The organism is Curtobacterium sp. L3-7 (assembly GCF_048756585.1).
In the GTDB taxonomy this organism is placed as follows: Bacteria; Actinomycetota; Actinomycetes; order Actinomycetales; family Microbacteriaceae; genus Curtobacterium.
Window position 1 is genome coordinate 2,963,535 of sequence record NZ_CP151474.1, and the last position, 18,311, is coordinate 2,981,845.

At 71.2% G+C, this 18,311-nt stretch carries 21 protein-coding genes and 2 tRNA genes; 6 read left to right on the forward strand and 17 right to left on the reverse strand.

Going from position 1 to position 18,311, the window contains the following annotated elements; translation table 11 throughout:
* Nucleotides 1-18: 18 nt before the first annotated feature.
* A complete protein-coding gene (gene thiL, locus AAEP80_RS14305; protein WP_420364888.1) occupies nucleotides 19-1,008 on the reverse strand; it encodes a thiamine-phosphate kinase in 990 nt (329 codons plus the stop codon).
* 25 nt (nucleotides 1,009-1,033) lie between these two features.
* Here thiL and AAEP80_RS14310 point away from each other — a divergent pair, with 25 nt between their 5' ends.
* Entirely contained in the window at nucleotides 1,034-1,519 is a 486-nt protein-coding gene (locus tag AAEP80_RS14310) for a DUF3515 family protein (protein ID WP_420364889.1), read from the forward strand.
* Between the two features lie 97 nt (nucleotides 1,520-1,616).
* On the opposite strand, the gene AAEP80_RS14315 is transcribed toward AAEP80_RS14310, so the two are convergent.
* The 6 genes from AAEP80_RS14315 to leuC all read right to left on the reverse strand — a co-directional run bounded on the left by AAEP80_RS14315 (nucleotide 1,617) and on the right by leuC (nucleotide 8,093).
* Nucleotides 1,617-2,705 (reverse strand): D-alanine--D-alanine ligase family protein, encoded by a 1,089-nt coding sequence (locus AAEP80_RS14315; protein WP_420364890.1) that lies wholly within the window; start codon nucleotides 2,703-2,705, stop codon nucleotides 1,617-1,619.
* A 32-nt stretch (nucleotides 2,706-2,737) separates the two neighbouring features.
* Nucleotides 2,738-3,751: an NAD(P)H-dependent glycerol-3-phosphate dehydrogenase gene (locus tag AAEP80_RS14320; protein ID WP_281267598.1), complete on the reverse strand. Its 1,014-nt coding sequence runs from the start codon at nucleotides 3,749-3,751 to the stop codon at nucleotides 2,738-2,740.
* Nucleotides 3,752-3,854: 103 nt separating this feature from the next.
* Entirely contained in the window at nucleotides 3,855-4,697 is an 843-nt protein-coding gene (locus tag AAEP80_RS14325) for a lysophospholipid acyltransferase family protein (protein ID WP_420364891.1), read from the reverse strand.
* Nucleotides 4,694-6,061 carry a UDP-N-acetylglucosamine 1-carboxyvinyltransferase gene (gene murA, locus AAEP80_RS14330; RefSeq protein ID WP_281264891.1) on the reverse strand — a complete coding sequence of 456 codons (1,368 nt, stop codon included), beginning with the start codon at nucleotides 6,059-6,061 and terminating at the stop codon, nucleotides 4,694-4,696. The genes AAEP80_RS14325 and murA overlap by 4 nt, the downstream gene beginning before the upstream one ends.
* Entirely contained in the window at nucleotides 6,061-6,657 is a 597-nt protein-coding gene (gene leuD / locus AAEP80_RS14335) for a 3-isopropylmalate dehydratase small subunit (protein ID WP_420364892.1), read from the reverse strand. Before leuD ends, murA begins: the two co-directional genes overlap by 1 nt.
* The gene (gene leuC / locus AAEP80_RS14340; RefSeq protein WP_420364893.1) at nucleotides 6,657-8,093 is read right to left on the reverse strand and encodes a 3-isopropylmalate dehydratase large subunit; all 1,437 of its coding nucleotides are present in this window, start codon (nucleotides 8,091-8,093) and stop codon (nucleotides 6,657-6,659) included. The genes leuD and leuC overlap by 1 nt, the downstream gene beginning before the upstream one ends.
* A 182-nt stretch (nucleotides 8,094-8,275) precedes the next feature.
* Between leuC and AAEP80_RS14345 the strand changes: the two genes are divergently transcribed.
* Complete coding sequence (locus tag AAEP80_RS14345; protein ID WP_420364894.1) at nucleotides 8,276-9,343, forward strand: FUSC family protein; 1,068 nt, start codon at nucleotides 8,276-8,278, stop codon at nucleotides 9,341-9,343.
* 49 nt (nucleotides 9,344-9,392) lie between these two features.
* Complete coding sequence (locus tag AAEP80_RS14350) at nucleotides 9,393-9,803, forward strand: GNAT family N-acetyltransferase (RefSeq protein WP_420364895.1); 411 nt, start codon at nucleotides 9,393-9,395, stop codon at nucleotides 9,801-9,803.
* Between the two features lie 28 nt (nucleotides 9,804-9,831).
* Here the strand turns inward: AAEP80_RS14350 and AAEP80_RS14355 are convergent, their stop codons facing one another.
* Genes AAEP80_RS14355 through AAEP80_RS14365 form a run of 3 tightly spaced genes read right to left on the reverse strand, consistent with a single transcriptional unit; the run spans nucleotide 9,832 to nucleotide 11,269 of the window.
* Nucleotides 9,832-10,434, reverse strand: a complete 603-nt coding sequence (locus AAEP80_RS14355; protein WP_420364896.1) for a histidine phosphatase family protein — start codon at nucleotides 10,432-10,434, stop codon at nucleotides 9,832-9,834.
* Nucleotides 10,431-10,805, reverse strand: a complete 375-nt coding sequence (gene crcB / locus AAEP80_RS14360; protein WP_420364897.1) for a fluoride efflux transporter CrcB — start codon at nucleotides 10,803-10,805, stop codon at nucleotides 10,431-10,433. The genes AAEP80_RS14355 and crcB overlap by 4 nt, the downstream gene beginning before the upstream one ends.
* Nucleotides 10,802-11,269: a fluoride efflux transporter FluC gene (locus tag AAEP80_RS14365; RefSeq protein WP_420364898.1), complete on the reverse strand. Its 468-nt coding sequence runs from the start codon at nucleotides 11,267-11,269 to the stop codon at nucleotides 10,802-10,804. The genes crcB and AAEP80_RS14365 overlap by 4 nt, the downstream gene beginning before the upstream one ends.
* Nucleotides 11,270-11,352: 83 nt before the next feature.
* Between AAEP80_RS14365 and AAEP80_RS14370 the strand changes: the two genes are divergently transcribed.
* Genes AAEP80_RS14370 through AAEP80_RS14380 form a run of 3 tightly spaced genes read left to right on the forward strand, consistent with a single transcriptional unit; the run spans nucleotide 11,353 to nucleotide 13,789 of the window.
* Nucleotides 11,353-11,610, forward strand: a complete 258-nt coding sequence (locus AAEP80_RS14370; RefSeq protein ID WP_420364899.1) for a BatC protein — start codon at nucleotides 11,353-11,355, stop codon at nucleotides 11,608-11,610.
* Nucleotides 11,607-12,854, forward strand: coding sequence for a cupin domain-containing protein (locus AAEP80_RS14375; protein ID WP_420364900.1), 1,248 nt, complete (start codon nucleotides 11,607-11,609; stop codon nucleotides 12,852-12,854). The genes AAEP80_RS14370 and AAEP80_RS14375 overlap by 4 nt, the downstream gene beginning before the upstream one ends.
* A complete protein-coding gene (locus AAEP80_RS14380; protein ID WP_420364901.1) occupies nucleotides 12,851-13,789 on the forward strand; it encodes a sucrase ferredoxin in 939 nt (312 codons plus the stop codon). The genes AAEP80_RS14375 and AAEP80_RS14380 overlap by 4 nt, the downstream gene beginning before the upstream one ends.
* Nucleotides 13,790-13,853: 64 nt before the next feature.
* Here AAEP80_RS14380 and AAEP80_RS14385 read toward each other — a convergent pair.
* The 7 genes from AAEP80_RS14385 to AAEP80_RS14415 all read right to left on the reverse strand — a co-directional run bounded on the left by AAEP80_RS14385 (nucleotide 13,854) and on the right by AAEP80_RS14415 (nucleotide 18,247).
* A tRNA-Glu gene (locus AAEP80_RS14385) sits at nucleotides 13,854-13,929 on the reverse strand.
* 36 nt (nucleotides 13,930-13,965) lie between these two features.
* Nucleotides 13,966-14,041 (reverse strand) — tRNA-Glu (locus AAEP80_RS14390).
* Between the two features lie 128 nt (nucleotides 14,042-14,169).
* The gene (locus AAEP80_RS14395; protein WP_420364902.1) at nucleotides 14,170-14,799 is read right to left on the reverse strand and encodes an MBL fold metallo-hydrolase; all 630 of its coding nucleotides are present in this window, start codon (nucleotides 14,797-14,799) and stop codon (nucleotides 14,170-14,172) included.
* Between the two features lie 48 nt (nucleotides 14,800-14,847).
* Nucleotides 14,848-15,852 (reverse strand): LacI family DNA-binding transcriptional regulator, encoded by a 1,005-nt coding sequence (locus tag AAEP80_RS14400; protein ID WP_420364903.1) that lies wholly within the window; start codon nucleotides 15,850-15,852, stop codon nucleotides 14,848-14,850.
* 21 nt (nucleotides 15,853-15,873) lie between these two features.
* A complete protein-coding gene (locus AAEP80_RS14405) occupies nucleotides 15,874-16,311 on the reverse strand; it encodes a hypothetical protein (protein ID WP_420364904.1) in 438 nt (145 codons plus the stop codon).
* 5 nt (nucleotides 16,312-16,316) lie between these two features.
* Nucleotides 16,317-17,174, reverse strand: a complete 858-nt coding sequence (locus AAEP80_RS14410) for a carbohydrate ABC transporter permease (RefSeq protein ID WP_413603018.1) — start codon at nucleotides 17,172-17,174, stop codon at nucleotides 16,317-16,319.
* A 50-nt stretch (nucleotides 17,175-17,224) separates the two neighbouring features.
* Complete coding sequence (locus tag AAEP80_RS14415) at nucleotides 17,225-18,247, reverse strand: carbohydrate ABC transporter permease (protein WP_413601656.1); 1,023 nt, start codon at nucleotides 18,245-18,247, stop codon at nucleotides 17,225-17,227.
* Nucleotides 18,248-18,311: the final 64 nt, after the last annotated feature.

The following is an 18,311-nucleotide window of genomic DNA, read 5'->3' on the forward strand; positions in this document are numbered from 1 at the left end:
GCAAGCGCCCGCGCCCGCTCAGCCCGCGACGCCGTCCCAGTCCGCGTACGGGTCCCACCCGGTCGTCGGGACGCCGACACCGTCGCGCACGAGGTCGGCCGCGCCACGCTCCAGCACGACACCGATCCGCCGGAACTCCCCGGGCAACACGGCGTCCGCCGGGAACGTCGCGAGCAGCCCGTGGTCCTCGCCCCCGTGCAACGCCATGTCGTCGAGCGCCGCGGAGATCTCCAGCGTCACCCGACTCGACCGTGCGAGCCGCCCGGCGTCGATCGCGAGCCCGTCCGACAGGTCGAGCATCGCCGTCGCGCCGGCAGCGGCGGCGAGCGGCCCGTTGGCGATCGGCGGCACCGGTCGACGCTGCCGCCCGACGTCCGGGTCCTCGTCGAGACCGGCGGCGACCACCGCGGCCCGCGACGGCTCACCGTGCGCGTCGACACCGGAACGGAACAGCCGTGCGAGCCCGCGCGCCGCGCGACCGAGCTCCCCCGAGACGGCCAGGACGTCGCCGACGCGCGCCCCCGACCGCAACACCGGAGCACGGTCCTGCAGGTCGCCGAAGGCGGTCACGGCGACCGTGAACGCCGACGACGTGGACAGGTCTCCCCCGACGACCCCGCACCCGGGAGCGAGCGCGTCGACCGCGAGCCGGAACCCGTCCGCGATGCCCTCGAGCACCGCGACGGGCGTGTCATGCGGTGCGGCGATCGCGACGACCAGTCCAGAGGGCACCGCACCCATCGCGGCGACGTCCGAGAGGTTCGTCGCCGCGGCCTTCCACCCGACGTCCGACGGCGACGACCACGCCCACCGGAAGTCCGGACCGTGCACCATCATGTCGGTCGTCACGACGAACCGGCCGTCGGGAGCCGCCACCACCGCGCAGTCGTCCCCCGGCCCGACGAGCGGCGACCCCTGCGGCAGCCGCGACGTCACCCGGTCGAGCACGACGAGTTCACCGAGCTCCCCGACGGTCGGTCCGGTCCAGGGCTCGTCCTTCGCGTCCACACGAGAACGGTAGCCTGGACTCTCGATGGACACTGTGCGCCGCCCCCTGCGGATCCTCGCCGGACTCGGCGTCGTGGTCGCCCTCGCCGCCGGACTGAGCGGGTGCACGAACGCCGTCACGATGACCGCCGCTCCGTCGGCGAACGCCGCCGCGTGTGCAGCGGCCCAGGTCCGCCTGCCGGACACGGTCGACACGAAGTACGCGCTCCGCAACACGAACGCCCAGTCCACCGCTGCGTGGGGCGATCCCTCAGCGGCGCTCTACCACTGCGGTGTCGCGGTCCCGACGGTCTCCGACCTGCCGTGCTTCTCGAAAGGGTCGGTCGACTGGATCCGCGACGACGAGGGGAAGCAGGTCGTCTACACGACGTTCGGGCGGGACCCCGCGGTGCAGGTCGTCATCGACTCGACGAAGACCACGGACCAGGTCCTGCAGGACATCGGCAACGCCGTCGAGACGCTGCCGAAGGACGGGCACGAGTGCCTCGACCCGTCCGACGTGCAGGGCTGACGCGACCTGCCACCGGACGGGAGGATCGTGGCGGGCCCGCCACGAGCCTCCCGTCCGTCCCGGGGCGCGTCGATGCCCCGGACGGTCCGAGACCGCGTCAGCGGACGGCGGCGCGACCCAGCTCGATGAGTTCGGCGACGAGCTCCGGGTAGCTGACCCCGGTGGCCGCCCAGCAGCGTGGGTACATCGAGAACGGGGTGAAGCCCGGCATCGTGTTGACCTCGTTCACGACGAAGCCGTCGTCGGTGAGGAAGCAGTCCACGCGGGCGAGTCCGGAGCCGCCGATCGCCTCGAAGGCGCGGGCACCGATCGAGCGGATCTCGTCGGTCTCGGCCTCGGTCAGCGGTGCCGGGCAGAGGAGCTGCTCGTCCCCGCCGAGGTACTTCGACGCGAAGTCGTAGAAGCCGTCCTCCGCGACGACGATCTCGCCGGGCAGGCTCGTGCGCGGCGTGCCGTCGCGACCCTCGAGGACGGCGACCTCGACCTCACGCCCGACGACGCGGGGTTCGACGATGACCTTGCTGTCGTGCTCGAACGCCAGGTGCATGGCCGCTGCCAGCTGCTCGGGCCCGTCGACCCGGGACACGCCCATGCTCGAACCGGCCCGGGCGGGCTTCACGAAGAGCGGCCAGCCGTGCGCGGCGATCGTCTCGGCGACCCCGAGCGCGTCAGCCTGCCACTGTCGGCGGAGCACCGTCGTCCACGGGGCCACGCGGAGCCCGGCGTGCTCGAGGACGGCCTTCGCGACGTGCTTGTCCATCGCGAGCGCACTCGCCAGGACGCCGTCCCCGGCGTACGGCAGCCCGGCGATCTCGAGCATGCCCTGCACGGTGCCGTCCTCGCCGAACGGACCGTGCAGGATCGGGAAGACGATGTCGACGGGGATCGTGGTGACGGTGCCGTCCTGGTGCTCGACGGTCAGCTGCCGCGGCTCGGCGGCGCTCGGGAACCGGACGCGCGTGCCGTTGTCCGGCACCGTCGGCAGGTGCTCGCCGACGAGGGCCCACTGCGCCGGGTCGTCCGGCTGCAGCGTGAAGGCACCGTCCTTGGTGATGCCGACCGGGACGATCTCGTACGCGGTGCGGTCGATCACGTCCATGATCCCGCCGGCGGTCACACAGCTGATCTCGTGTTCGCTCGACCGGCCGCCGAACAGGACGACGACGGTGGTGCTGCTGGTGGTCATGGGCGCTCCCGATTGCAGAGTGGCCGGACCGGTCACTCGCCCTGGGGCTCGTCGGTCTCGGTGAGGTGCGGCGCGATGTTGCGCGGATCGAGCCTACCGGCGAGGACCTCGCCGACCTGCCCGACGATGGGCATGTCGACGCCGTTCGCCCGCGCGAGTTCGAGGATCGGCGCGACGGACGCCAGCCCCTCCGCTGTCTGGTTCATCTGCCGGACGACCTCGTCGAAGCGGTATCCCTGGCCGAGCAGGCGCCCGGCGGTGTTGTTCCGCGACAGCGGCGACTGGCAGGTCGCGATGAGGTCGCCGAGCCCCGCGAGACCGGACAGCGTCGAGGGCTGGGCGCCGAGCGACACGGCGAACTCCGTCATCTCCGCGAGCCCGCGCGTGATGATCGACGCCTTCGTGTTCTCGCCGTAGCCGACGCCGTCCACGATGCCGATCGCGACGGCGATGAGGTTCTTCAGCACCCCGCCGAACTCGGTGCCGATGACGTCCGTGTTGATGAACGACCGGAAGTAGGGGTTCGTCGCGACCGCGGCGACCGCACTGGCGGTGTCGGCACTCGTCGAGGACACCACGGCCGCGGTCGGCTGCCGTCGCGCGATCTCGAGCGCCAGGTTCGGACCACTGGCCACCGCGATGCGGTCCTGGTCGATCTCGAGTCCCTGGAGCAGGACCTCGCTCATCCGGAGACCGGTGGCCTTCTCCACGCCCTTCATCAGGCTGACGACGGGGACGTCGGCCGGGAGGAGTTCGCGGATGGCCTCGAGGTTCGACCGCAGCGTCTGCGACGGCACGGAGACGTAGACCTGCTGCGCGCCCTGCAACACGGCGGCCAACGAGGTCGACGCGGTCAGCGTGCGCGGCAGGTTGATGCCGGGCAGGTAGTCCGAGTTGCGCTTGGTCTCGGTGATCTCCCGGGCGACCTCGGGTCGACGGGCCCAGACGACGGTCTCGGCGCCGCCCTCGGCGAGGACCTTCGCGAACGTGGTCCCCCAGCTGCCGGCACCGATGACCGCCACGCGGGGCTTGTCCGTCGACTGCATGACGACGCGGATCGCGGCGGTGTCGACCGCGCCACGTGCGGCAGCCGTGGGATCCGGGTGATCGTCGTGCGGGCGGAGGCCTGGTGCTCCCGAGGAGCTCGCGTCACTCAAACTTGCCGGTCTCCTTCTGGTTGTTGGCGGACGGGTCCCAGCGGGCTGCCGGCGCCCGTTCGCCGCGGAGCTGCTCGACGAGCTCGGTGATCCGGTCCATCAGGAGCGCGGTCGCCTCGATGAGCATCTGCTGGTCGATCGGACGACCGCGGTAGGCCGAGAGGTCCACCGGGTCGCCGAAGACGATGTCGACACGGGACGGCGGGAACAGCCGGAGCTTGTTCGAGTACCGCGCCATGATCTGCTGCGTCCCCCAGTGCGCCATCGGGATGAGCGGCACGTCGTTCTCGAGCGCGATCCGCACCGCGCCGGTCTTGCCGCGCATCGGCCACAGGTCGGGATCGCGCGTGAGCGTCCCCTCGGGGTAGACGATCACCGCACCACCGCTCTCCACCAGGGAGCGCCCACCGCCGAGCGGGTCGCTGATGCGGGTCCGCCCGGAACGCTCGACGGGGATCTGCCCCATGCCGCTCATGAGCTTGCCGAGCACCGGGACGCGGAACAGCGACGCCTTCGCCAGGAAGCGGGGCTGCCGGCGGCTGAGGTAGACCGCGGTGCCCACGACGAGCGGGTCGATGTTCGTGTAGTGGTTCGGGGCGAGCACGAAGGCGCCATCGGCCGGCAGGCGGTTCGCGCCGCGCCAGTGGTAGCGCGCGGTGAACCGGAACGTCGGGATGACGAACAGCGCGGTGATCCGGAACGCCAGGTTCAGGTCGCCGCGCTTCCACCGGCGGCCGGGGTTCGGCAGGCCGGTGGTCACACGGTCGAGGTCGCGGCCGGGCGTACCGTCGGGCACGTCGCGGTGGTCGTCAGCCATCTCAGGCCCTGTGCTCATCCCGCAAAATCGAAGTCCGCCCCGAGCTTGCGCAGCTTCGGGATGAAGTGCTCGTACCCGCGGCTGATGATGCCGACGTTCGTGATGTGCGACTCCCCCTCGGCGGTCAGTGCCGCGATGAGGTGGCTGAAGCCGCCGCGGAGGTCCGGGACACGCACGTTCGCGCCGTGCAGCTTCGTCGGCCCGGTGATCACCGCTGCCTGCTCGAAGGGACGACGGGCGACCCGGCGGTCGTGCCCGGGGAGCCCTTCCTTGTGCACGACGATGTCGGCGCCCATCTCGTTGAGCGCCTCGGTGAAGCCGAAGCGGTTCTCGTAGACGGTCTCGTGCACGATGCTCTGGCCGTCGGCCTGGGTCAGCGCGACGACGAGCGGCTGCTGCCAGTCCGTCATGAAGCCGGGGTGCACGTCGGTCTCGATGACGACGGGCTTCAGGACCTCGAGCTCCCGGTAGAACCGGATGCCGTCCTCCTGGATGTCGAACCCGCCGCCGACCTTCCGGAAGACGTTGAGGAACGTCATGAGCTCCTGCTGCTTCGCGCCCTCGACGAAGATGTCGCCATTGGTCGCGAGTGCGGCGGAGGCCCAGCTCGCTGCCTCGTTGCGGTCGTTGATCGCGCGGTGGGTGTAGCCACGGAGCGACTCGACGCCCTCGATGAAGATCGTGCGGCTCGGCTCGACCGTGATGATCGCGCCCATCTTCTGCAGGATCGCGATGAGGTCCATGATCTCGGGCTCGATCGCGGCGTTCCGGAGCTCGGTCGTGCCATCGGCGAGCACCGAGGACAGCAGGACCTGCTCGGTCGCTCCGACGCTCGGGTACGGCAGCTCGATGTTCGCGCCCTTGAGGCCGTTCGGCGCCGTGATGTGGATGCCGGAGACCTGCTTGTCGACGACAGCACCCATGGCGCGCAGCGCGTCGAGGTGGAAGTCGATCGGACGGTCGCCGATGCGGCAGCCACCGAGGTCGGGGATGAACGCCTCGCCGAGCTTGTGCAGCAGCGGGCCGCAGAACAGGATCGGGATGCGGCTCGACCCGGCGTGCGCGTCGATCTCGGCGAAGTGCGCCGACTCGACGTTCGACGGGTCGAGGATGAGCTCGCCTCGTGCAGGATCCGTGATGCGCACACCGTGCACCTCGAGCAGCGCGCGGACGACCTTGACGTCGGAGATGTCCGGGACGTCCTTGAGGATCGACGGGGTGTCGCCGAGCAGGGAGGCCACCATGGCCTTCGTCGCGAGGTTCTTCGCGCCGCGGACCTCGATGCGTCCGACCAGCGGCTTGCCGCCGCGGATGACGATCTCGTCCGACTTCAACCCGACGCGTGCCCCAGCTGCTGCTGCGTCCTGTACGAGAGAGTTCACTACTTCACCGGCAATGTTTTCGGCCGCCAGTTTCCACGGCGGGATTCGAACTCCGTGATCGAGGTCTCGTCACGGAGGGTGAGCCCGATGTCGTCGAGCCCTTCCATCAACCGCCAACGAGTGTAAGCGTCGATCTCGAATGCCACGTCCACATCGCCCAGCGACACGCGCTGCGCCGCCAGGTCCACGGTCGCCTCGATGCCCGGGTTCGCCTCGATGGCGGCCCACAGGCGCTCGACTTCCGGTTCGGTCACGATTGCGGTGACCAGGCCCTGCTTGCCCGCGTTGCCCTTGAAGATGTCCGCGAACCGGGGCGAGATGACGACCCGGAAGCCGAAGTCGCGGAGGGCCCAGACGGCGTGCTCGCGCGACGACCCGGTGCCGAAGTCGGGACCGGCGACGAGCACCTTCGCGCGGTCGAAGGGTTTCTGGTTCAGCACGAACGACGGGTCCTGGCGCCACCCGGAGAACAGCGCGTCCTCGAAGCCGGTCTTCGTGACGCGCTTGAGGTACACGGCGGGGATGATCTGGTCGGTGTCGACGTTCGACCGCTTCAGCGGTGCGGCGACCCCGGTGACGGTGCCGATCTTCTCCATCAGACTGCCCCTTCCAGAGCGGTTGCTGCTTCGGTTTCCAGGTCCCACGGACTCGACAGCGTCCCGCGCACGGCGGTGGCGGCCGCGACGAGCGGCGACACGAGGTGGGTTCGGCCGCCCTTGCCCTGGCGTCCCTCGAAGTTGCGGTTCGAGGTCGACGCGCAGCGCTCCCCCGGCGCGAGCTGGTCGGGGTTCATGCCGAGGCACATCGAGCAACCGGCGAAGCGCCATTCGGCCCCGAAGTCGGTGAACACCTTGTCGAGTCCCTCGGCCTCGGCCTCGAGCCGGACCCGTGCGGAGCCGGGCACCACCATGACGCGGACGCCCTCGGCCTTGGTGCGCCCCTTGATGACGGACGCGAACGCGCGGAGGTCCTCGATGCGCGAGTTCGTGCAGGAGCCCATGAAGACCGCGTCGACGGCGATGTCCTTCATCGGCGTGCCGGCGGTGATGTCCATGTACTCCAGCGCGCGCTGTGCCGCTGCCTGGTCGTTGGGGTCGGTGTAGTCGGCGGGGTCGGGCACGGACTCGGAGAGCGAGACGCCCTGGCCCGGGTTCGTTCCCCAGGTGACGAAGGGCTCGAGCGCGTCGGCGTCGATGAACACCTCGGCGTCGAACACCGCGTCGTCGTCGGTGTTCAGCGTGTCCCAGTACGCGACGGCCTCGTCCCAGTCGGCACCGGTCGGGGCGTGGTCGCGGCCCTGCACGTAGTCGTAGGTGGTCTGGTCGGGACCGACCATGCCGGCGCGGGCACCCGCTTCGATCGACATGTTGCAGATCGTCATGCGCCCCTCCATCGAGAGCGCCCGGATCGCCGAACCGCGGTACTCGAGCACGTAGCCCTGTCCGCCGCCGGTACCGATCTTCGCGATGACCGCGAGGATGATGTCCTTCGCCGTCACGCCGGGGCGCAGGGTGCCCTCGACGGTGATGGCCATCGTCTTGAAGGGCTTCAGCGGCAGCGTCTGCGTGGCGAGCACGTGCTCGACCTCGCTCGTCCCGATGCCGAACGCCATCGCGCCGAACGCACCGTGCGTCGAGGTGTGCGAGTCGCCGCAGACCACGGTGATGCCCGGCATCGTCAGGCCGAGCTGCGGGCCCACGACGTGCACGATGCCCTGCTCCTTGTCGCCGAGCGAGTGCAGGCGGACGCCGAACTCCTCGCAGTTGCGGCGGAGCGTCTCGATCTGGGTGCGACTCGTCGGGTCGGCGATGGGTCGGTCGATCGCGAGCGTCGGGGTGTTGTGGTCCTCCGTCGCGATCGTCAGGTCGAGGCGGCGCACCGGGCGGCCGGCCTGGCGGAGACCGTCGAACGCCTGGGGGCTCGTGACCTCGTGCACGAGGTGGAGGTCGATGTAGAGGAGGTCGGGGTTGCCGTCCTCGCCCTTGACCACGACGTGGTCGTCCCAGACCTTCTCGGCGAGTGTCCTACCCATGACCTCGACCCTTCCGTTCGCATCGGTTCGATGCCGCTGACGCGGCGCGATCCGGCGAGTCTAGCACTGGTATACCAACGCGTCCGACGCCGGTGCAGCCCGCATCGCGGCCGGTTCCGGGCCGGACTGGAGGCTCGACTCGCGTTCTCCGACACCTGTCGCGGTGGGAGAATGGCCGGGACATGACGACTCCGACGCACTCCGCCCGCACGGTCAACCTCGAGGGCGCGACGCGCGCCGCGATCGCGGGCGCCGCTCCCCTCGCACTGCTCATCGCCCTCGGGATGCCGGGGTACGCAGCCTTCGCGATGTTCGCGGGGTTCACCGCGATCTTCGGCGCCACGGAGCCGTACCGGCAGCGCGCCGTGACCACGGGAGTCGCCGGGGGACTGCAGGCCCTGTGCATGTTCGCAGGGATCGCGGTCTCGATCGTCGGTGCACCCCTCTGGTTGCAGGCCGTCGGGCTGGTCGTCGTGCTCGTCGTCGCGGTCTGCACGCTGAGCACGCTCCGGTCGATCCCGGCGCAGCCGATCTTCCCGACGTTCGCGTTCCTGGTGTCCTCGCTCGTGCCACTCGAGCCGTCGGACCTGCCGCTCGTCGCGACGATCATCGTGTGCTCCGTCGCGTGGGCGTGGCTCGTCGCGATGTCCGGATTCGTCATCCGGCGCGTGTGGAACCCGCGCGCGCCGCACCGCTTCCGACCGCTCGCGCCGATGAAGGAACGGGGCTTCTGGATCCTCAGCACCCCCGCACTGTGGGAGACCGTCGCGCTCAACGTCGTCGGGGCCCTGGTGGCCGGTGCGATCGCGGAGACCATCCCAGGGCTCGGGCACCCGTACTGGGCGGTCATCGCCGTCGTGTCGACGCTCCCGGCCATCCGGCAACGGCACACCGTCCTCCGGGCGTTCCAGCGCTTCATCGGCACGATCGGGGGCACGGTGATCGCGGTCGGGATCCTGCTCCTCGAACCCGGAGCGTGGTGGATCGTGCTCATCGCGGTCGTCGGACAGTTCTTCGCGGAGATCTTCGTCGCGCGGAACTACGCGGTCTGCCTGCTGTTCCTCACGCCGCTCGCGCTCGCGGTGTCCTGGTTGAGCCTCCCGGAGGCGCCGGAGCTCCTCGCCCTGGACCGCGTCGCACAGACGACGCTCGGAGCACTGGTGAGCGTCGCGTTGCTGTTCGTCGGACGCGCGATCGAACGGCGCCGCGGTCGCGCCCTCGGCGCGACGACCTCGATCCGCACGGTCTGACCGGGCGGCCCCGTCGGCGACTGTCGGCGGCGCCCGGCAGGATCGACACATGGACGACTACCGACTCGTCGCCGGGCCGCCGCCGCTCGACGACTACCTCCGCCTCCGCCGCGACTCCGGACTGACCCCGGTCCGGGCCGACCAGGGCGCCGGCGCGATCAGCGGGAACTGGTCAGCCTGCCACGTGGTCGACGCGGCTGGTACGCCGGTCGCGATGGGTCGCGTGCTGGGCGACGGCGGCTGGTACTTCCACATCGCAGACGTCGCCACCGATCCGGCGCACCAGCGGCGCGGTCTCGGTCGGCGCGTGCTCGAGTGGCTGCTCGCGGACATCCGGTCGCGGGCACCGGAGGGCGCCTACGTGTCGCTCATCGGGGACCCGCCCGGGCAGCGGCTGTACCGCTCACTCGGGCTCGACGATGTCGCGCCGAGCCTCGGGATGGCCGCCGTCCTGCGGTAGCCGGGACAACCGTCAGTCGGGCTGGAGGTCAGTCGGGCTGGACGTTCCAGGAGTCGATGACCGGACGCCCGTGCTCGTACCCCAGCGTGCTGACGGACGCGGTCCCGAGCTTCAGCACGGCACCGTCCTGCGGCGCGAGCCGGATCCACGCGGCGCCGATCGCACGGAGCACGTGCCCGTGGGCGATGAAGACGGCGTCCTGCCCCTCCGCGAGCACCGGACGCGCTCGGTCGAGCACGCGCTCGGCCCGGACACGGACCTCGGCGGCGTTCTCACCCGGTGTGTCCCCTGCGGGCACGCCGTCGGTCCAGAGGTCCCACGGCCCGTGCCGGAGCACCTTGATCTGCGGTGTCGTGAGGCCCTCGTACGCGCCGTAGTCCCACTCGTACAGGTCCTCGTCGACCTCGGGGTCCACGCCGATGAGCGCGGCGGTGTCGCGAGCACGCTGCAGCGGGCTCGACAGCGCGAGCGCGAAGTCGCGGTCCGCGAGGTACCGGCCGGCACGCTTCGCCTGCCCGACCCCGTTCTCGGTGAGCGGGATGTCGGTGCGGCCGGTGTGCTGCCCGCTCTTCGACCACTCCGTCTCTCCGTGACGGACGAGGACGAGTTCGCCGGGGCGTTCCGAGGTCATGTGTTCCTTCCGAGCAAGAGGCCGAGCGCGGCTGCGCCGACCGAGACGACGAGCATGCCGAGGCCGTTCAGGACGGCGAGCCGGGTCTTGCCGGATCGGAGGAGCTGCACGGTCTCGACACTCGCCGTCGAGAACGTCGTGTACCCACCCATCATGCCCGTGCCGAGGATGGCGACCGCCGGGAGCGCGAGCGTCCCGGCCTGCCCGAGGCCCGTCAGGAGCCCGAGGACCAGCGAACCGGAGACGTTGATGACGACGGTACCCAGCGGGAAGCCGCTGACCCTGGCCTTCACGAGCCCGTCGAGCAGGAAGCGGAGCGCCGCCCCGACTCCCCCGCCGACGGCGACGAGCAGCAGTTCGAGCGCGCTCACCGGGAGGCCGCCCGTGGGCACAGCAGCGTCGACACCCAGAGCCCGGCGACCACGGCGAGCAGTCCGAGCAGGACCGTGAGCAGCGCGTACCCGCTCCCAGCACCCCACCGTCCGTCCCCGAGCAGCTGCGCGGTGTCGTCGGCGAGCGTGCTGTACGTCGTGAACCCGCCGAGCACCCCTGTGCCGACGAAGAGCCGCAGGCGCCGACGCCGACCGACGTCCGGCCCGCGGTGCGCCAACGCCTCGAGCAGCAGCCCGAGGCAGAACGCCCCGACCACGTTGATCGCGAGGATCGTCCAGCTGATCCCGTCCACGGCGGGGACGAGGTCGGCCAGCACGGCGCGGATCGCGGTCCCGATGGCTCCACCGAGCGCCACGACGCCGAGGTACCCCCAGCGGAGGTGCGGCGGGCGGGCGGCGGCCTGGTCGGCTGCGACGTCGGGGTCGATCGGGACGCTGCTCACGCGACAATCTTGGACCACCGCCAGCCGGACGTCCTACGCTCGGGCACAGACGGCACCCGGCCGCATGACGGAGAGGGACGCACATGAGCATCAACGACGACGACATCACCACGGACCCCCAGAGCGGGGGCGAAGGCCCCGCTGACGGCGGCGCCAACCCGAACGGACACGACGGCGGTGCCGACGGCTCCGCAGACGCCGGCGAAGGCCCGGCCGACGGCGGCGCCAACCCGAACGGACACGACGGCGGCGCGGACGGCTCCGCAGACGCCGGCGAAGGCCCCGCTGACGGCGGCGCCAACCCGAACGGACACGACGGCGGCGCGGACGGCTCCGCGTGAGCCGAGGACCGGAGACGACGGAGACGGCGCGCGCCCTCGAGCGGTGCATCGCCGTCCCCGTCGCCCGGTTCGCCGACGAGTACTGGGGCCGCCGCGCGCTCCTGAGCAGCGCCCCTGACCTCGGCTCGACGTTCGACGACCTGTTCTCCACCGAGGCCGCCGACGAGCTGCTCTCGGTCCGAGGACTCCGGACGCCGTTCATCCGGATGGCGAAGGACGGCACCGTGCTCCCGCAGAGCGCCTTCACCGCACCCGGTGGCTACGGCGCCGAGGTCGGCGACCAGGTCAGTTCCGAGAAGGTCCTCGCCGAGTTCGCTGCCGGCTCGACCATCGTCCTGCAGGGCCTCCACCGCACGTGGCCGCCGATCCAGGAGTTCACACGACGCCTCGTCGCGGAGCTCGGGCACCCCGCGCAGGTCAACGCCTACATCACGCCGGCGTCGTCGCGCGGCTTCGACCCGCACTACGACGTGCACGACGTGTTCGTCCTGCAGATCGCCGGGGCGAAGCGCTGGGTGATCCACGAGCCCGTGCACGAGCTCCCGTTCGCCGACGAACCGTGGAGCGACCGACGCGACGAGGTCGCCGCGCGGGCAGCGGGGGCACCCGCGATCGACACCGTGCTCCGTCCTGGTGACGCGCTCTACCTCCCTCGCGGTTGGCTGCACTCGGCGACCGCACTCGGCGGCACGACCATCCACCTGACGATCGGCATCCCCGCCGTCACCCGGGCCGACCTCGCGCGGGAACTGATCACCCGTGCGCTCCGATCGGACCGACTCCGCGCATCGCTGCCCCTCGGTGTCGACCTCGGCGACCCGGACCAGATCGCGACGGACGTCCGCGCCGCTGCCGAGGACCTCATCGGGTTCCTCGAGTCGGCGTCGGTCGGCTCGGCCGTCGACGAGGTCGCGCACGCCGTCGGGTCGCGGTTCCGTCGTTCCACCCGACCGGAGCCGGTCCGCCCGCTGCAGACGGTCGACCTCCTCGGCACGCTCTCGGGCGGCGATCGGATCCGGTGGCGCGAGGGACTCCGCGCCGACGTCCGCGACGAGGGCGAACGCGTGGCGCTCGTCCTGCCGACGACGACGATCCGCCTGCCGGCATCGTGTGGTCCTGCCCTGCGCGCGCTGCACACCGGAGGGACGCACGCCGTCGGGTCTCTGCCAGGCCTCGACGAGGACGACGCCGTCGTCGTGGTCCGTCGGCTCCTCCGGGAAGGCGTGCTGGTACCGGCGTCGTGAGCGAGTGGCGACGCACGGGTCCGGCTGATCCACGACTCCCCCGCTCGGCCGGTGGGCCGGCGTGCAGCGACCGCTCCCGGTCACGCGACGAGGACCTCACCGCCACCGCGTCCCCCGGTCGCCGCTGGCTGCTCGTCGAGGTCGCGGGTGCGTGGGGCTGGAACGTCTGGGCCGACTCACCCGCACTCCCGCCCGAGACCGGCATCGCCCTCGCGCGCCGGGTGCAGCGTGCCGGGATGCGCATCCTCGCGATCCGCCGCCCCGGCCGGTCCCGTGGTGCCGGTCGGTGGCGCTGGGCTGTCGTCGACACCGGGCTCGCGACCGTGCGGTGGGGTGAGGCCGACGGCCCGGACGAGCTGCTGTCGCTCCCGCTCGACGGCAGCACCGGAACGCCATCCGACCGGCCCGTCTTCGCCGTGTGCGCGCACGGCCGGCACGACGAGTGCTGCGCCGTGCGCGGACGGTCGGTCGCAGCCAGGCTGGCGGGGGCGTTCCCCGACGAGACCTGGGAGTGCTCGCACCTCGGTGGTGACCGGTTCGCGGCGACGACGATGCTGTTCCCGTACGGCCTCAGCCACGGACGCGTCGACGAACTCGATCCCGTCGCGATCGCCGAGGCGTCGACGCGCGGGATCGTCGCCCCGGACGGCTTCCGCGGGCGGTCGCTGTACTCCCACGTCGAACAGGCTGCCGTCGCCGCAGCCGCCGCACGCTCCGGAGACCACCGCATCGACGCCTTCCGGCCGCGCGGTGTGCGCGCTCCGGAGACGCTCGACGACCCGGCCGGATGGTCGGTCGAACTCGACTCGGACGCCGGAGCCGTCGTGGTCACCCTCGACCGAGTGCACTCGGACCCGACGTTCTCGACGTGTCGCGCGACGGTCGCCGTGGAGATCCCGCGCTTCGTCGTCCGCGACGTGGCCACCGCGGGGTGACCGGCATGCACGACCGGGCCGGGAACGACGAAGGTCCCCGTCCGTGTGGACGAGGACCTTCGGTTGGTGACCCCAGCGGGATTCGAACCCGCGTTACCGCCGTGAGAGGGCAGCGTACTAGGCCGCTATACGATGGGGCCGCGGCACACGTTGTCGGACTCGGGCTAAGCCACCTGTGGTGACCCCAGCGGGATTCGAACCCGCGTTACCGCCGTGAGAGGGCAGCGTACTAGGCCGCTATACGATGGGGCCGTTCCGACAACTCGACAAGTATGGCACAAGCGGTCCGACCTGCCAAAACGAGGCGTGTCGCCCGGGTGTGCCGTCATGCCGCAGCGTGCATGCACGAGCCGACCCGAGCCTCCAGTCCGGTCCCCCGCTCAGATCGTGAGCGACTCGCCCGGTTGCAACAGGACGAGCGAACCGCCGGGCTCGACCATCTCGCGGAGCCGGCCGGTGTGCATGCCGTAGCCGATGTCGGAGAGGGTCGCCTCGTGCACGGGGTAGGCGCGTCGGGGCGCGATCGCGGCGACGTAGTCCATCATCTCGGCGACCTTGAGCCACGGGGCGCCTACGGGTGCCGCGAGGACCTCGACCGGGATGCCGGGATCGGTGTAGCTGTCGCCGGGGTAGAACAGCCGCCCGTCCACCATGACGCCGGTGTTGTCGATCACCGGGACGGACGAGTGGATGACGTTGTGCCGGGTGCCGTGGAAGGTCAGCGCGAACGGCCCGACCGAGCGCGAGGACCCATCCGTGACGACGTCGACCGCGAAGTCCGGCAGCGCGGCAGCGACTCCGCCCGGACCGAACACCACCGCGCCGGGGTTCCGGGACAGGATGCCGGACAGCTGCGCCGGCGTGACGTGGTCGGGGTGCTCGTGGGTGAGCACGACCGCGACGACACCCGTGACCTCGACGTCCCGCGTGAAGTTCCCCGGATCGATCACCAGCCGGGCCCCGTCGACGTCGACGATCTGGCAGGCGTGCTCGAGCTTCGTGACCTCCATGCTGCCGAGCGTACGCGGGGTGCTGATGTGGTTCCGTTCGTCGCCCCGTCAGGACCGCGGCGGCGCCGTGGACGACCGCACCACGAGCGACGCCGGCGACGTCGGCACCGGACGGACCGCGGCGCCGTCGACCTCGGCGAGCACCGCGCGGGCGGCGAGACGCCCCTGCGCCTCGGGGTCCTGCGTGATCGTCGTCAACCCGACAGCTGCGCCGTACTCGTGCCCGTCGATGCCGATCACCGACAGGTCATCCGGCACCGACAGGCCGAACCGAGCCGCGGCGAGCATCACGCCGAGCGCCATCTCGTCCGAGGCGCAGAACACCGCGGTCGGCCGATCGGGACCCGGCCCGAGCAACGACAGGCCGGCGTCCACCCCGCCGGCGAACGAGAACCGTCCGTCCGCGATCCACGACGGAGGCACCGAGAGTCCGGCGCCGTGCATCGCGTCGACGAACCCGTCCCGCCGCCGGTACGGCACCGCGACGTTCATGCCCGCCTCGTCCTGCCCACCGACGTACGCGATCCGCCGGTGCCCGAGCCCGACGAGGTGCTCCGTCGCGATGCCGGCGACCTCGACGTCGTCGATCCCGACGTTCCGGAGCCCGGGAGCCGGCCCGCCGATGACGATGGTGGGCAGCGAGCTCACCTGCAGCTCGCTCCGCTCGGTCTCGTCGAGCACGAGCGACAGCAGCACGAGCGCGTCGACGCGCTGCCGCAGCATCGACCGTCGGAACGCCCGGTCACGGTCTCCCCCTGGGCCGCCGAGGTTGTAGAGCACGAGGTCGTACCCCGCCCGGCGCAGTTCGGCGTCGACCCCGCTGAGCGCCTTGACGTAGAACCAGCGGTCGAACACCGGCACGACGACCCCGACGGCACGCTGCCGCCCGGTGGCGAGTCCGGCCGCCGCCGAGCTCGGGACGTACCCGAGCTCGTCGGCGACCCGGCGCACCTGGTCGATCGTGGTGTCGGCCACGGTCGGGAGGCCGCGCAGGGCGCGGGACACGGTGGCCTTCGACAGCCCGGTGACGGTCGCGATCTCCTGGATCCCCATCGGACACTGCCGGGAGGCCGGTCAGCCGTCCGCGCCGTGCGTCGCGTCCCCCGCGTCACGGGTCACGGGCCCGGCGCCGGTCCGCGCGACGGCTCGCGTGCGATGCGGACGCGGTGCTCGCTCGTCGAACCCGACGTGCACGTGGTCGCGGAACACGGTCTCGACGGGCGCGCGGCCACCGGGGACGTGCACCCCGACCGGGTGCTCGTCGCGGCGGAGGACGCGGCCGGCGGCCAGGGCCTCTGCGGCCTCCGTCCGACGGACCACCCGGACCCGCCAGCGGTCGAGCGCGACGAGCACGAGCACGCACGCCAGCAGGGTGAGCGCCCAGCCGAGCGCCGGTCGCCCGGTGAACTCGCAGAACACGGTGACGGCGAGGAACGCGACGCCGAAGAAGCCGACGAAGCCCATGGCCTCCTCGATCGGTGCCGACGGTCGACGCGGTGCGCGGTACGCCATGGCGATCAGCCCTTCACGCCGCCGGCGGTGAGGCCGGCCACGATGCGCCGCTGGAAGACGAGCACGAGGATCACGAGCGGGATCGTGACGATCGTCCCCGCTGCCATCACCGCCGTGTAGGGCTCCTGGTGCGGCTGGGTCCCGGCGAACGACGCGATGGCGACGGTGACCGGCTGGGTGGCGTCCGAGGACAGCTGGGACGAGATGAGGTACTCGTTCCAGGACGAGATGAACGCCAGGATCGCGGTGGTGAACACGGCGGGTGCGGCGAGCGGCAGGATGATCCGCCGGAACGCCTGCACGCGGGTGCACCCGTCGATGCGCGCCGCTTCCTCGAGGTCCCACGGCATCTCACGGAAGAACGACGCCAGCGTGTAGACCGTCAGCGGCAGCACGAACGAGATGCTCGGCAGGATGAGCGCCTGGTACGTCCCCATCCACCCGATGTCCGTGAAGAGCTGGAACAGCGGTGAGATGAGCGCGACACCAGGGAACATCGACGCCGCGAGGATCGCGCCGGCGATGAGGGACTTGCCCGTGAACTCCAGCCGGGCCAGCGCGTACGCCGCCGAGGTGCCGACGAGCAGCGCGATGATCGTCACGACGCCGCCGATCAGCAGGCTGTTCAGCAGCGCCCGGCCGAGGTGGTTGCCGAGCTCGGTGGAGAACGCCGTCGCGTAGTTGTCGAGCGTCACGTGCGTCGGCCACGGGGTGGCGTCGAACGTGAACCCGACGTCGCGGAAGCTCGTCACCACCATCCAGTAGAACGGCAGGAGGCACCACACCGCGATGATGATCGCCTGGATCGCGGTGCGCACCCGCGGGCCGGTGTGCCGCTGGACGCGGACGTCGGCGCGGTCGATCGACCGCTCGCGCGAACGCGTCGACGACCGGGGACGGTCTGCTGCGAGGGTCACTTGAGTTCACCCTTCTGCTGGGCTGCCTGCGTCTGCACGACGTTCGCGCCGAGGAACCGCACGAACAGGAACGCGACGACGAAGATGATGAGGAAGGTGATCGTCGACAGCGCTGAGGCGGAGTTGAACCCCTGCCTGATCTGGTCGACGACGAGGATCGACAGCGTGGTCGTGGCGTTGCCGGAACCACCGCCGCCGCCGGTGAGGATCGCCGGGAGGTCGTACATGCGCAGCGCGTCGAGCACGCGGAACAGGATCGCGACCATCAGCGCCGGCTTCAGCAGCGGGAGCGTGATGAGCATGAAGCGCTGCACGGTCGAGGCGCCGTCCATCTTGCCGGCCTCGTAGACCTCCTCCGGGATGAGCTGCAGGCCCGCGAGGATGAGCAGCGCCATGAACGGCGTCGTCTTCCAGGTGTCCGCGATGATGACCGCGAACCGGGACGCCCACTCGCCGCTGGTCCAGAGGATCTGGTGGCCGATGACGTGGTTCAGCACGCCGTTCGCGTCGAAGATGAAGTACCAGAGCTTCGCGGTGACGGCGGTCGGGATCGCCCACGGCACCAGGATCGCGGCGCGGACGAGCGCGCGGCCCTTGAAGTTGCGGTTCATGATGATCGCCATCCAGACGCCGATGAGCGTCTCGGCGAGCACGGTGACGACCGTGAAGAAGAACGTGTTGCCGAACGACACCCAGAACTGGGCGCCGAGGCTGCCAGGGGGGCACGTCACGTTGCCGCACTGCTGGCCGAGCCAGTGCACGTAGTTCGTGACGCCAGCGAAGCCGCCCTCGACGAACAGGCCGGTCGCCTTGTCGAGTCCGGCGTCGAGCTGGAACGACTGGATGATCGCGCTGACGACGGGGTAGCCGATGACGACGGCGAGGAGCACGATCGTCGGGCCGATCAGGTACACGGCCCATCGGCCGTGTTCGGCGTTCAGTCCGCCGCGCCGCCGCTTGGGCGGCTCCAGACCCTGGGGGTTCGGGATGGCGGCTGGGATCTCGGTTGCTGCTGACACTGACGGCCTCCTTGCCGGTGTCGGGACGCAAGTAGGGGCGGACGGGAGGCTCGTGGCCAGGCTG

Bases quoted from the DNA above. Each gene is read 5' to 3' on its own strand.
- AAEP80_RS14310 (WP_420364889.1), top strand. From the start codon at position 1,034: ATGGACACTGTGCGCCGCCCCCTGCGGATCCTCGCCGGACTCGGCGTC.
- leuC (WP_420364893.1), bottom strand. From the start codon at position 8,093: ATGGGTAGGACACTCGCCGAGAAGGTCTGGGACGACCACGTCGTGGTC.
- AAEP80_RS14355 (WP_420364896.1), bottom strand. From the start codon at position 10,434: ATGACCTCGGAACGCCCCGGCGAACTCGTCCTCGTCCGTCACGGAGAG.
- AAEP80_RS14395 (WP_420364902.1), bottom strand. From the start codon at position 14,799: ATGGAGGTCACGAAGCTCGAGCACGCCTGCCAGATCGTCGACGTCGAC.
- AAEP80_RS14325 (WP_420364891.1), bottom strand. From the start codon at position 4,697: ATGAGCACAGGGCCTGAGATGGCTGACGACCACCGCGACGTGCCCGAC.
- AAEP80_RS14345 (WP_420364894.1), top strand. From the start codon at position 8,276: ATGACGACTCCGACGCACTCCGCCCGCACGGTCAACCTCGAGGGCGCG.
- AAEP80_RS14400 (WP_420364903.1), bottom strand. From the start codon at position 15,852: ATGGGGATCCAGGAGATCGCGACCGTCACCGGGCTGTCGAAGGCCACC.
- AAEP80_RS14320 (WP_281267598.1), bottom strand. From the start codon at position 3,751: ATGCAGTCGACGGACAAGCCCCGCGTGGCGGTCATCGGTGCCGGCAGC.
- leuD (WP_420364892.1), bottom strand. From the start codon at position 6,657: ATGGAGAAGATCGGCACCGTCACCGGGGTCGCCGCACCGCTGAAGCGG.
- AAEP80_RS14315 (WP_420364890.1), bottom strand. From the start codon at position 2,705: ATGACCACCAGCAGCACCACCGTCGTCGTCCTGTTCGGCGGCCGGTCG.
- AAEP80_RS14370 (WP_420364899.1), top strand. From the start codon at position 11,353: ATGAGCATCAACGACGACGACATCACCACGGACCCCCAGAGCGGGGGC.
- AAEP80_RS14405 (WP_420364904.1), bottom strand. From the start codon at position 16,311: ATGGCGTACCGCGCACCGCGTCGACCGTCGGCACCGATCGAGGAGGCC.
- AAEP80_RS14350 (WP_420364895.1), top strand. From the start codon at position 9,393: ATGGACGACTACCGACTCGTCGCCGGGCCGCCGCCGCTCGACGACTAC.